The sequence below is a fragment of the Methyloversatilis sp. MC4-4 genome, from assembly GCF_049843555.1.
GTDB classification, from domain to species: Bacteria; Pseudomonadota; Gammaproteobacteria; order Burkholderiales; family Rhodocyclaceae; genus Methyloversatilis; species Methyloversatilis discipulorum_B.
The window spans coordinates 316,608-328,883 of record NZ_JBBHZK010000002.1; the positions used below are offsets into that span (position 1 = coordinate 316,608).

The window sequence follows — 12,276 nt, forward strand, 5'->3', positions numbered from 1 at the left end:
CCGGGCGGTCAGCCGAGGAATGCCTTCATTTTCCTGAGCGCGCCCTTGTTGATCTGGCAGATGCGCGCTTCGGTCAGGTCCAGCACCGCCGCGATCTCGCGGTAGCTGAGTTCGAACTCGTAATAGAGCTGGATCACGCGCTGTTCGCGCTCGTCCAGCCGGGTCAGCGCCTGGGCCAGGCTGCGCCGCGTCATCAACTGTTCTTCCGGCGTCTGGCCTGCAGCCGCCATCTCGTGCATCTCGCCGACCAGTTCGTCGAAGCTGGCGATGGTTTCGGCGTTCTCGGCCAGCAGGTGCGCCTGGAAGGCGTCAGCCTCGATGCCAAGCGCGGCGCACGCTTCCGCCTCGGTCGGCTCGCGCCCGAGCTGACGGGTCAGCGCCCGCACCGCGTCGCGGGTGCGGTGGCTGTCCTGGCGCACGGTGCGCGGCCGCCAGTCCTGCCGCCGCAGTTCATCGAGGATGGCGCCCCGCACGCGCAGCGCCGCGTAGCCGGCAAAGCCCTGGTCGGGCGTACCGTAGCGGCGCAGCGATTCGAGCAGGCCGAGCAGGCCGATCTGCTCCATGTCCTCGCGGTCCATCGCTCCGGACACCTGGGACAGCAGCTGGCGCACGATGCGCTTGACCAGCGGCGCGTACTCCACCAGCCAGCGCTGCTCCTCGGCGGCGTTCAGCGTGCGCGCCGCCGCGCTGCTCACCTCGGCGTAGTCCGAATGCATGTCCATGTCATTCAACGATCAGCTTGCCGACCATCGCCTCGACGAAGGGCTTGCTGCGATGCGCCTTGTCGTAGTCTTCCGTGAAGGCTCGGTTGACCTCGGCCGCCAACTCGTCGATGGTCATCGCGCTGACCTGCTGCGCGGTCATCGACGCCAGCGCGCGTACCGCGATGCTGCGCAGCAGCGGCAGGTGCTCCTTGGTGTCCTTCTCCTTCTCGATGGCGGTGGTGAACACCAGATCCATCGACATGTAGCGCGTCACGTTCTCCTCCGGCGCGCGTCGCAGCATGACGACCACCTTGTCGAGGCTCACGTACTTCTGCGGCACGGCCTCCTTCGGCACCGCAGCCTGAGCGTCGGCGCCGCCAGCGTCCTTCATGCCGAACCACCAGACCGCGCCGCCGCCAGCCGCCGCCAGCACGACGCCGACCACCGCGAAAATGATCGCCTTCTTCATCGGATTCAGCTCCCGTCCGTCGCCAGAGCGAAGCGCGACATCCCGGCCCCGGCCTGTGCCTCGGCCAGTGCCTCACCCGGGTTCTCGTCGTCCCTGCCCTGCTGTTGTTGTCCCGAGCGTGAGCGGCCGTCGGCGTCGCGGCCGTTGGCATCGCGACCGGATTCGGCGACGACCACGGTTACGTCGCCCTGCGCATGGCGCTGGCCAAGATCGGCGCGCAGGCTGTCGCCGATGGCGTGGAGCTGTCGCAGCACCTCGCCGTTGCTGGCGCTCAGATGCACCTGCAGCGCACCTCCCACATCCTGCTGCACGATGATTTCGATGCGGCCGAGCGTCGGCGGGTCGAGGCGGATCACCGCCCGCTCGCCATGCTGCACGGTCTGCAATTGCAGGCGTTCGCCCAATGCATCGGTCAGCGGCTGCTGCCAGCTGTGCGGCGAGGCCGGGACGAGCTTCAGTACGGTCTCGGCTGACGCCGGTGCCGATGGCATGACCGCCGCTTGCAGACCATGTGCCGACTGCGGCACCGGCTGTACGGTCTCGACGACGTCAGCGCGCGGTCCGTCGGTCGGCAGCGACGGCAGCACAGCTGCAGCGCCACCGGCAGGGGCCACCGGTGCGAGCGCGCGGCCGGCTGCGGCAGCCGGGGCGGACTGCAGCGGCTGCGACGGCAACGGAAGCGGCACCGCCAGTACAGAGACGGGCAGTGCCGGGGCTTCGCCGGACTGCACTTCGTCGGCCCCCACGTCGTGTTCGGCGATGCCACTGCTCGCGTGCAGCGCGGCCGGCAGCGATGACTGCGACGGCAGGCGGGCATCGAAGGCAGCACGGTCCACACCCGGCATATCGGTGTCGGTCCGCTGCGTCGATGCTTCGCCTACGACGACGTCCGGCGACGCGAGACCGAGCGCGCGGAACAGATCCACGAAGGCCTGCGGTGCACTCGTGGCCGACGTCGGCAAAAGGCCGGCCGACGGTGCAGGCAGCGCCGGTGCCGACGTCGGCAGCGTTGCCGGCGCCGCACTGCCCAGGGTGAGGATGTTTTGCGTCATGAGTGGCTACCGGAAAGTTCGAGGTCGTATGCGTAGGCCATCCAGCCGTCACGCCCGGCGCCCAGTTCGGACAGCCGTTCGCCGAGGCGTTCGCCCGCTTCGACGCAGCGTGCAAGCGCGCCGTCGTGTGCCTTGCGCAACGCAAGCAGCGCATCGCGATCGGCCAGAGACAGATCGCGTCGGTCGGCGACGCCCTGCAGCACGGCGGCCAGCTCACGATCGGCGGCCGCCAGCGTGGCCCAGTCATCGCTCAGCGCGGCCACTTCGAGCCGGCGGGCGATGCGGGCGAAGGTATGGCGGTCAGTCATGTCCGTCCGCCAGTCCGACCCAACCGCGGCGCAAGGTGCCGAGCAAGCCGCTCACCTCGTCCAGCGGTGCGGTGTCGAGCTTGATGCCGCCTTCGCTGAGGCGCCACGCGCAGTAGTCGTACAGCCAGTCCAGATTGGCCACGACGTCGCCGCCGCTGTCCGGATCGAGCGAACTGGCCAGGCCGTTCAGCATGTCGACGCAGCGGTCGAGGCTGAGCGCCTTCTGTTCGTAGCGCCCGGCTTCGATGTGGGCGCGTGCGCGCGCGATCTCCTCGAGCAGGCCGTCCATCAGGATCAGCACGAGCTGCACCGGGGTCGCGCGCGCCGTCTGCGCATTCAGATTGACGGCGTGGTAGCTCTGGTAGGCGTCGTAGTTCAAGGCATGGGTTTCCGGTTTCGTTGGCGGACAGGCAGTCCTCAGCTGGCCGACGAGCTCGCGAACAGCGCGTCGAACATGCTGGTGGTCTGCCCCATCTGCGACTGCAGCGACTGCAGTTGCGTGAACTGCACGAGATAACGCTGGTAAGCGTTGTCGTACTGCAGGTCGATACGGGTCTGGCGCGTGGTGAGCGCCTTCTGCTGGCTCTGCACCGTGTCCTTGCGGCGCTGGATCTGGCCGCCGGCGGAGTCGAGCCAGACGTCCATATAGCTGGCGAAACCACCGAGCAGCCCGCTGCCGGAACTGGTGCTGGCACTGCCGAACAGACTATCGATGGCATCCGGATTGGCGGCGATCGCTTTGTCCAGCTTGGTCGAGTCAAGGGACAGCCTGCCGTTGCGGTCGGCGCTGACGCCGAAATCCATCAGGCGCAAGCCGCCGACCTCCTGGCGGACCAGGCTGTCGAGCCGATTGCGCAGCGACCGTATGCCGGAGTCGGAAGCAAAAGCCGCCGCCGCGACGCCGCTTTCGGCATCGCCGGTGCTGGTCAGCTCGTCCAGGCTGGTCTTCAGCTTGTTGAAGGCATCGATGAAGCTCTGCACATTGGCCGCGGTACCACCGCTGTCGCCCGCCACCTTCAGCGTCAGCGGCGCCTCGCCCGCCGCCATCGCGCGGGTGAAGTTCATCGTCACACCCTGGATGGCGGTAAAGGTGTTCGACGCCTGCTGCAGACGCACGCCGCTTCCCTGCGCACCCAGCCACACGACGGCATCGCGCGCCGCCGTCAGTTCGCTGCCGTTGTCGAGCGAATCCTTGAACGCGCCGGCGGGCAGGCCGCTGGTGTCCAGCGTGATCTGGCCGTCGGCACCTGTTTCGGTCGACGACAGCACCAGCTGCGTCTGGCCGCCGGCGGTCATCACCATCGCCGTGACCTTGCCCTGGTTGCCGCTGGCCTGATTGATGGCGCGCGCCATCTCAGTCTGCGACAGCGTGCCGTCGGCGTCCATGTCGGCGCCGGAGAAATCGACACCGATGGTTGCACCGCCAGCGAGGTTGATGCTGAGCATGCCGCTCATCGGCACCGGCACCGCCGGCAGATCGGTGAACACCACCTGGTGGGCGCTGGCGACCTGCTCGACGAACAGCGGATACTCACCCGCCACCGCCCCGGGCGAAGCGCTCGCCGTGCCGACGCCGGTGCTGCTCAGCGTGGCGGTGTTCTGCGTGACGCCCTTCTTCGACGACAGCGTCGACAAGGCGCTGTCGAAGGCCTGCAGCGCACTTTGCAGCTTGGTCAGCGCCGACGTCGTGGCCTGCGCTTTCTTGCTCTGCGTGTCGACCTGGGTCTGCGACGCGCTGATGTAGGCGGTCGCAAGCTGCGAGGCGGTGGTGACGGGATCGAAAGTGCTCATGTCTGGCTCCTGTGAACGGTTAGCGGACGCGTCCACCGTTCAAGGCGACCGGCGTGAACAAAAACTGAAATCGATGCGGAACGGACGCTCACGGCGCACGCCCCCACACCTGGACGGCGATGTCGTCCTGCCGCTTCTGTTCGCTGACGCGCGCACCGTGCGCGGCCATGCTGCGCTGGCGCAGCAGCAGCTGGTCGAGCACTTCGCAGCGGCGCGAAACAAGCGCCAGTTCGCGCCGCGCCAGATCGATCTCGATCTCGTGGGCGGCCAGTTCCTGCCGGTGCACCACCACCATGTCGGCCACCGACTGCTTGTAGCCGGCACTGTTCATCGACAGCAGCGGGTGCAGCGAGCCGGTCTGCGGCACGCCGTCGCACAGCGACTGCAGCCGTTCGATATTGCCCAGATAGCGCTGGCGCAATGCCAGCTTGCCGGCCATGTCGGCCTGCAGGCGGTCCACCTCGCGCTCGCGCACGTCCACCAGTCTCGCCAGCGTGCGAATGGATGTCTTCGTCGTCATGCCGCCAGCTCCAGCATGCGCGCCACGCACTGCGCCATCGGCGCCGCTTCGGCCACGCCCTGGCGCAGATAGGCCTCGATGTCCGGATACAGCGACACCGCGTGATCGGTCTGCGGATCGGCGCCGGCAACATAGGCGCCGAGCGGGATCAGGTCGCGCACCTGGGCATGGCGCGACGCCATCTCCTTCACCCTGCGCGCGGCATTGAGATGCGCCTTGTCGACCACCAGCGCCATGCAGCGACTGATCGACGCGGCGATGTCGATCGCCGGGTAGTGACCGCGTTCGGCCAGTTCGCGCGTCAGCACGATGTGACCGTCGAGGATGGCGCGGGCGGTGTCGACCACCGGGTCCTGCTGGTCGTCGCCCTCGGCCAGCACGGTGTAGATCGCGCTCATGCTGCCGACCGGGTTCTCGCCGTTGCCGGCGCTCTCCACCAGCTGCGGCAGCAGCGAGAACACCGACGGCGGATAGCCGCGCGTGGCCGGCGGCTCGCCCAGTGCCAGTGCGACCTCGCGCCGCGCCATCGCATAGCGGGTGAGCGAGTCGACCAGCAGCAGCACGTCCTTGCCCTGGTCGCGGAAATGGGCGGCGATGGAATGGCACAGTTCGGTCGCCATCAGTCGCATCAGCGGCGATTCGTCGGCCGGCGCGATGACGACGACCGCCTTCTTCAGCCCCTCCTCGCCGAGCGACAGCTCGACGAATTCGCGCACCTCGCGACCGCGCTCACCGATCAGACCGACGACGACCACGTCCACTGCCGTCTGGCGGGTGATGGTGCCGAGCAGCACGCTCTTGCCGACGCCGCTGCCGGCCATCAGACCGACGCGCTGACCCTTGCCCAGCGTGAGCATACCGTTGATCGCGCGCACGCCGACGTCGAGCGGCTCGGATACGCGTTTCTTCTTCAGCGGGTGCACCCGCGGCGGATGCGGGTCGAGCGGATGTTCGCCACCGAGGCGGCCGAGGCCGTCTATCGGTTCACCGAGACCGTTGACCATGCGTCCCAGCCAGGACGGGCCGATCATCAGATCGAGCTTGTCCTGCACCGGCAGCACACGGGCGCCGGTGGTCAGGCCGACCGGCTTCTTGAACGGCATCAGGAAGGACAGCTTGTCGCGGAAGCCCACCACCTGGGCGTCCAGCCAGCCGCCGTCCATCGTTTCGATCTGGCAGCGCTGACCGGTATAGAGCGGGCAGCCGGCGCTTTCGAGCAGCAGGCCGGAAGCGCCGACCAGACGGCCGGTGGGGGTGGCCACCGGCACGTCGCCGATTTCCAGACGGCGCAGCACGTCGGTGATCATGCGGCCTCCGCAGCGAAGGGGGCTTCGATGGCCGCCGCTGGCGGGTCGACGCCATCAAGCAGCTGTGCGCGCACCTGTTCGACGCAGGCGGCCAGTCGCTGCGCGCAGCCGGCGTCGGCTTCGTGATCGCCCGCCTTCACCAGGCATTCGCCCAGTTCCAGACGCGGATCGGCGACCAGATGCCAGCGCGCGGCACGCGGCGCATCGATCTCGGATATGCGCTTCAGGTCTTCCGGATTCAGGTGCACCTCGATGCCCTGACGGGTCGGCGGCATCGCCGCCAGTGTCTCGTCGACCAGCGACAGCAGCTGCGCCGGCTGCAGCGCCAGTTCGCAGCGGATCACCTGGCGGGCGACGCGCGCCACCAGGTCGACCACCTCCTTGCGCAGTGCGGTCTGGTAGTCCGCCTGCAGGCCTTGCAGCCGTTCGAGCATGGCGTCGAGCGGCCGCGCCAGTTGTTCGAACGAAGCCAGCGTCTGCCGCATCGCCTCCTCGCGCCCCGCCTGCAGGCCTTCCTGGCGGCCGCTTTCGCGACCTTCGGCCAGGCCGTCGGCGAAGCCGGATTCATGGCCGACGCGGTAGCCCTCGTCCATGCCCTGCCGGAATCCGTCGGCCAGCGACTGTTGGTACTGCGCGGCGGACTGTCCGTCAGCGCGGCCGGCGGCGATCTGCGCCAGCGGCGGAAAGCGGTGTGGGCGCACGCCGCTCATTCGACGACGGCCTCGGCGAACAGCTGCACCTCGATCTCGCCGGCGTCGACCAGCGTCTTCACCTGGGCCATGATTTCGCGGCGCGTCTGCTCGATGCGGCTCAGCGGCACCGGGCCGGTGCGGCGCATCGTGTCCTCGAAGCTCTGCGCCTGACGGCGCGGCATGGTCTGCATGATGGCGTCGCGCACTTCGGGCTCGGCACCCTTGAGCGCAATCGCCCACTGTTCCAGCGGCACGTCTTCGAGCAGGCGCTGCAACACCGTATCGGACTGGCGCGACAGGATGTAGAAGTCGTACATGCTCATTTCGATCTCGGACACCACCTGCGGATCGCGTGCGCGCAGCTGTTCCACCATCTGCTGCTTGTTGCCGGACAGCCGGTTCAGGATTTCCGCAGCCTGACGCGTGCCCTCGACGCTGGCGCTCTGCGAACCCAGGCTGGCGAGGCAGCGGTTGACGAGCTCTTCCAGCTCGACCAGCAGTTCGTGGTCGATCTCCTTCAGCCGCGCCACGTTCAGCAGCAGCAGGTCGCGCCCGTCGACCGGCAGCGCGTCGATCACGGCGCCGGCCAGCGCCGGCGGCAGGAAGGCGAGGAATACCGCCTGCATGCGCACGTGTTCGTCGGCGATGAAGTCGGCCAGCCACTTCGGCGACGCCCACTGCAGACGCGCCATCAGCGGGCGGATAGCGTCGCCGTAGAGACTGTTCAGCACGCTGCTGGCGATCTCGCCGCCGAGCGCCAGATCGAGCGAGCGCTTCAGGTAGGCGCGCGAGGCGCCATGCACGCCGCTCTGTTCGCGGTACTCGTCGAAGAAGCGCTGGATCGCGGTGCGTACGCTCTCGACCTTGATGCCGCTCAGGCGCGACATGACGCCGGTCACTTCGAGCAGTTCCTCGCGCGACAGACAGCGCAGCACGCCGGCCGCCGGCTCCTCGCCCATGCTCAGCAGCACGATGGCGGCCTGCTCGAGCGGGCTCAGATTGCTGCCCGACGGGATGATGGGATTACTCAGCGGGTTGTTCGGATCGGCCATTCTTCTGCACCCATTGCTTGACGACTTCGGCGACCCGCTCCGGCTCCTTGCCGGCCAGGACCTTCAGATGTTCGACCAGCACGTCGACCGGGGAGCCCGGCGGCGGCAGGTCGTAGTTTTCGAGCAGCGATACCACCGGGCTGCCGTCCGCGGCACCGGCGCCGTCCAGCGCCAGAGCGGGCGCCGCGCCGACGGCCGGCGGCACAGCGTCCGGCGTGGCGTCGCGCACCGGAATGTCGTCGTCCTGCGTGGCGGCCGGTGCAATGCGCTGCTGCGCCGAGCGCACCAGCGGGCGCACGACGAACAGCAGTGCCAGCAGCCCGCCCACGGCATACAGCAGCCACGACCCCATATCGACGATGTTGTCGCGCTGCGCCCACCAGGCCGGCGCTTCCGGCTGCGCCGGGAAGTTCAGCGCGGACACGACCAGCTGGTCGCCGCGTTCGGCGTTGATGCCCAGGCCATTGGCGAGGATGCGTTCGATGTTCCTGATCTCGGCCTCGCTCCAGCCCTTGGCCGGATCGGCCGCCGCCGCGTTGTTGAGCACGACGGCGACATTGAGCTTCTGCAGCCGGCCACGGCTGCGCTTGATCTGCGTGATGCTGCGGTCGTAGGCGTACTGGCGGGTCGAGGCGTTCTTACGCGCGCCGGCGGCATCAGCCGCAGCAGCCGGCGGCTGCTCTCCGGCGGCACCCGGCTGCGCCGGCGCCTGGGCGGCCGGTGCGGCGACCGGGCGGTTGCTGAGCGAACCGGGTACACCGAGCGCGACGCGATTGCGGTCCTGCTCCTCGCGCGTCGCCTCGCTGGTAACGCGCGGCGCCTCGCCATACTTCTCGTGCGTTTCCTCGACGCGGTCGTTGTCGACCTCGGCGGTCACGCTGACGCGGTAGTTGTGCTCGCCCAGCACCGGCGACAGCAGGTCGCGCACATTGCCGCGCGCCTCGTTCTGGAAGCGGTGTGCGGCCTCGTTGCCGCCGTGCGTCTCGAAGCCGTCGCTCAGATCGACGCGGGCTGACAGGTAGTTGCCAGCCTGGTCGACCAGGCTGACGCGCTGCGGGTCCAGCGTCGACACGCTGCCGGCGACCAGATTGACGATGGCGGCGATCTGCTCGGGGCTCAGCGTGCGCCCGGGCTTGAGGCCGAGCACCACCGACGCGGTGCTCTTCTCGCCGTCGGTGGCGACGAAGGAGGTCGAGCGGGCGATGGACAGATGCACGCGTACCGAATCGACCGCGTCCAGCGTCAGGATGCTCTGCGCCAGCTCACCTTCCAGGCCGCGCCGGTAACGCACGTCCTGTACGAACTGGCTCACGCCGAGCGGGTCGTTCTGGTCCATCAGTTCGAGGCCGGCAGGCAGTTGCGCGGCCACGCCCTTGGCGGCGAGCAGCATGCGCACCCGGCCGAGCTGGGCGTCCGGCACCAGCACCTGCCCGCTCTCCGGGTGCAGGCGGTAAGGAATGCCTTCGGCATCGAGTACCGACATCATGTCGGCCGTCGCCACTTTCTGTCGGGCGCCGAACACGGGTTTGTAACTGGCCTGGTCCTGCCACAGATACATGAGGACGAGCGCAGTCACGGCGACGGCGATCACCATCAGCGGAACCAGGCTCTTGAGGAAGGCCGGCGGCAGCGAGGGCATGGCCCCGGAGCCGGCGCGCAGGCGTTGCAGGCCGCCGCGTACGGTTGCGATCACGTGGGCTGTTCCGGGTCAGAGTCAGAGGGGCAGCTTGATGAGGTCCTCGACGGCCCCCACAACCTTGTTGCGCACCTGCATCAGCATCGAGAAGGACAGACTGGCTTCCTGGCTGGCCAGCATGGCGCCGACGAGGTCATCGCTCTGCCCGCTGTCCACCGCTTCCATCCGCTGCGAAGCCTCGTGCTGCATCGCGTCGACGCGCTGCACGGCGTCCTGCATGGCACCGGCAAATCCGGCGCCGTCGCCACCGCCGAACCGGAGTGCCGGCTGGAGCGGCATGGCGGCGCTCGCAACCATGTTCGTGGCATCGGCTTCGATCAGTGCCTTGTTGGCGCCGATCGCGCTGGCGAATTCGTATCCCATACACGCATTACCTGTTTGTCTTGCCGGCAGCGATGCCCGGCAGGTGTTATGTGGAACAGCATGCGCTGCTTAACCGTACGTGTATGTATCGACCCCGCGGGCGAGAACTTTACATGTAAATACAAACTTCATGAACGACACAAACCATTGATTAATAACCGATTAAATGCCACAAGGAAGAATTCACGTGAGAAAGTTCACATGAGGGCGCGGCAAACGCGGCAGCGAAGGGGTGAGGCGGATTTAAGACCGGGTCGGTGTCGGTCGCCTGTCAGGGTGGAGGGCGCATGACGCCCGATCCGCACCCGCCGACATAGACCAGGAGATCTTCCATGCTGAGCCTGCACACCAACGCCGCCGCCCTGACCGCACAGAACTCGGTGGGCGGTACCCAGAAAGCCCTGTCGACCTCGATGACCCGCCTGGGCACCGGCTTCCGCGTCAATTCCGCGATGGACGACGCCGCCGGTCTGCAGATCGCCACCCGACTGAGCGCCCAGACCCGCGGCATGGCCGTGGCCCAGCGCAATGCGCAGAACGGCATTTCGATGATGCAAACCGCCGAAGGCGCCTTCACCGAAATCACCAACATCCTGCTGCGCATGAAGGATCTGGCGACCGAAGCCCGCAACGGCGCGTCGAACACCGACGACAAGACGGCGATGGACGCCGAGTACCAGGAACTGGGTTCCGAACTGGGCAACATCCTGAACAACACCAAGTTCGGCGGTCAGGCCCTGCTCAATGGCGCGGGCTCGCTGCAGGCCGGCGCCATCACCTACCAGATCGGTGCCGCCGCCGCGGAAACGATGTCGGTCGACGTATCGACCGATCTGGCCGCGCTGGTGACCGATCTGACCACGGCCGCCACGCTGGGCGACATCACGACCGCCGCCACCGCGGCGACGGCGATCGGCGACATCGAAGGCTGGATCAACGACGTCGGCGGTGTGCGCGCCCAGCTTGGTGCAGCGTCGAACCGCCTGGACCACGTCTATAACAACCTGGCCAACATGAAGACCAATACCGAACAGGCCCGCGGACGCATCATGGACGTCGACTACGCCTCCGAAACCGCCAACATGACTTCCAAGCAGATGCTCATGCAGGCCGGCACCTCGATGCTCAAGCAAAGCTCCAGCATGTCCCAGCTCGTCATGTCGCTGATGCAGTAACGCTGATGGCCCGCGCGGCCCCGTGGGCCGCGCACCGCAGGACGAGCCAACCGTGCCCGCCGGACGGTTGGCTCTTTCATATCCGGAGCATTCGCCATGACGATAGAGAGGATTCCGCGTCTCGCCCTGACATTGCCGTTGCGGCGCCCTCCCGAGCGTCTGCCTTTGCCGCTGCCGGCGGACGCCGGCGCGGCCGTCGACACCGCGGACGACGCGGTAGCGTCCCGCCTGCAGGGCTTGGCGCTGCTGGGTCGGCCGCTGGTGGCGGGGGAGCGCCTTGCCGTCCGGGTGCTGTCCACCTCGCCTGCGGTCGAACTTCAGGTCGACGCCGAGGCGCCCGGTCTTTCCGCCCGGCCGTCGGCGCAGGCCGATGAACTGTCGGCGGCGATGCAGCCGGACCAGCTGCTGCTGCGCCATCTGCGCTGGCGCGCGCCCGGCGCGCTGGACCTCGCCACCGCACTGCGTACCCGCGTGTTCCGGCAGATCACGACCGAACTGGCGCGCGCGGACAGCGCCGCCACGGGTACGCCCTCGCTGCCCGGCGAACCGGGCCGCGTCAGCGCCCCGCCCCTGCTCCCGCTGCCCGGCAGCGAGCGCTGGATATTCCCTGTGCATCTGACCGACGGTCAGCGGGCCCGACTTTTCGTCGGCGACGACGACGATGCGAAGCACAGTGCCGCCGCTGCCGCGTCGGCCGTTCTGCTGATCGAGATCGAACTGCCTGGCGAGGGCATGGTGCAGGTCCGGCTGCAAATTGCCGCCGGCGTACATCTGCAGTTCCGCATCGATGGCGACCGGGCGGTCGCCCATGTGCGCGACATTCTGCCCGCGCTGGCGGCGGCCCTGGTGCTCGCCGGCACCCGGCTCGCGTCATGCCGGCTGCTGCGCGTGCCCGCCGGCGGACTGCGCACGAGGGGGCTCGACATCACCCGTCCGTCGGCACTGCACGCTCACCTGCCGCTGCCGCTGTTCCGTGTCGCCGCCGAAGTGCTGCTCGCGCTGACGGCGCTGCAGTCCGGCGGCTCACACCTTCCCGCAGCAAGAACGACACAGCCGATTTAAGGTCCGGCGCGCCAGCGTCGCCCTGTCCGGATGAGGACATCGAAAGCGCGAATCTTCTCGCGCCGGTGGTCCGAAGCCAGAACCC

Annotated in this window: 14 protein-coding genes; 2 read left to right on the top strand and 12 right to left on the bottom strand. The window is 68.2% G+C overall.

Annotated elements, in window-relative coordinates; all coding sequences use genetic code 11:
- Positions 1-8: 8 nt before the first annotated feature.
- From WDZ97_RS08345 to WDZ97_RS08400, 12 genes are all read right to left on the bottom strand, one after another.
- Positions 9-722: a FliA/WhiG family RNA polymerase sigma factor gene (locus WDZ97_RS08345; RefSeq protein ID WP_425762445.1), complete on the bottom strand. Its 714-nt coding sequence runs from the start codon at positions 720-722 to the stop codon at positions 9-11.
- Position 723: 1 nt separating this feature from the next.
- Positions 724-1,173 (bottom strand): flagellar basal body-associated FliL family protein, encoded by a 450-nt coding sequence (locus WDZ97_RS08350; RefSeq protein ID WP_304003132.1) that lies wholly within the window; start codon positions 1,171-1,173, stop codon positions 724-726.
- 5 nt (positions 1,174-1,178) lie between these two features.
- Positions 1,179-2,225 carry a flagellar hook-length control protein FliK gene (locus WDZ97_RS08355; protein ID WP_304003133.1) on the bottom strand — a complete coding sequence of 349 codons (1,047 nt, stop codon included), beginning with the start codon at positions 2,223-2,225 and terminating at the stop codon, positions 1,179-1,181.
- On the bottom strand, positions 2,222-2,533 hold the full coding sequence (locus WDZ97_RS08360) for a hypothetical protein (protein ID WP_304003134.1): 312 nt from the start codon (positions 2,531-2,533) through the stop codon (positions 2,222-2,224). Before WDZ97_RS08360 ends, WDZ97_RS08355 begins: the two co-directional genes overlap by 4 nt.
- Positions 2,526-2,912: a flagellar export chaperone FliS gene (gene fliS / locus WDZ97_RS08365; protein WP_304003135.1), complete on the bottom strand. Its 387-nt coding sequence runs from the start codon at positions 2,910-2,912 to the stop codon at positions 2,526-2,528. The genes WDZ97_RS08360 and fliS overlap by 8 nt, the downstream gene beginning before the upstream one ends.
- A 38-nt stretch (positions 2,913-2,950) precedes the next feature.
- On the bottom strand, positions 2,951-4,324 hold the full coding sequence (gene fliD, locus WDZ97_RS08370) for a flagellar filament capping protein FliD (protein WP_425762446.1): 1,374 nt from the start codon (positions 4,322-4,324) through the stop codon (positions 2,951-2,953).
- A gap of 88 nt (positions 4,325-4,412) precedes the next feature.
- Positions 4,413-4,844, bottom strand: coding sequence for a hypothetical protein (locus tag WDZ97_RS08375; RefSeq protein WP_425762447.1), 432 nt, complete (start codon positions 4,842-4,844; stop codon positions 4,413-4,415).
- Positions 4,841-6,151 carry a flagellar protein export ATPase FliI gene (gene fliI / locus WDZ97_RS08380; RefSeq protein WP_425762448.1) on the bottom strand — a complete coding sequence of 437 codons (1,311 nt, stop codon included), beginning with the start codon at positions 6,149-6,151 and terminating at the stop codon, positions 4,841-4,843. Before fliI ends, WDZ97_RS08375 begins: the two co-directional genes overlap by 4 nt.
- Positions 6,148-6,861 carry a flagellar assembly protein FliH gene (gene fliH / locus WDZ97_RS08385; protein ID WP_425762449.1) on the bottom strand — a complete coding sequence of 238 codons (714 nt, stop codon included), beginning with the start codon at positions 6,859-6,861 and terminating at the stop codon, positions 6,148-6,150. Before fliH ends, fliI begins: the two co-directional genes overlap by 4 nt.
- Positions 6,858-7,895, bottom strand: coding sequence for a flagellar motor switch protein FliG (locus WDZ97_RS08390; protein WP_304000993.1), 1,038 nt, complete (start codon positions 7,893-7,895; stop codon positions 6,858-6,860). The genes fliH and WDZ97_RS08390 overlap by 4 nt, the downstream gene beginning before the upstream one ends.
- Positions 7,867-9,588, bottom strand: coding sequence for a flagellar basal-body MS-ring/collar protein FliF (gene fliF, locus WDZ97_RS08395; protein ID WP_425762450.1), 1,722 nt, complete (start codon positions 9,586-9,588; stop codon positions 7,867-7,869). Before fliF ends, WDZ97_RS08390 begins: the two co-directional genes overlap by 29 nt.
- A 21-nt stretch (positions 9,589-9,609) precedes the next feature.
- Positions 9,610-9,954, bottom strand: a complete 345-nt coding sequence (locus WDZ97_RS08400) for a flagellar hook-basal body complex protein FliE (protein ID WP_425762451.1) — start codon at positions 9,952-9,954, stop codon at positions 9,610-9,612.
- Between the two features lie 332 nt (positions 9,955-10,286).
- Between WDZ97_RS08400 and WDZ97_RS08405 the strand changes: the two genes are divergently transcribed.
- Both WDZ97_RS08405 and WDZ97_RS08410 read left to right on the top strand, forming a co-directional pair.
- Positions 10,287-11,129 (top strand): flagellin, encoded by an 843-nt coding sequence (locus tag WDZ97_RS08405; protein WP_020164129.1) that lies wholly within the window; start codon positions 10,287-10,289, stop codon positions 11,127-11,129.
- 96 nt (positions 11,130-11,225) lie between these two features.
- Complete coding sequence (locus WDZ97_RS08410; RefSeq protein ID WP_425762452.1) at positions 11,226-12,191, top strand: hypothetical protein; 966 nt, start codon at positions 11,226-11,228, stop codon at positions 12,189-12,191.
- Positions 12,192-12,276: the final 85 nt, after the last annotated feature.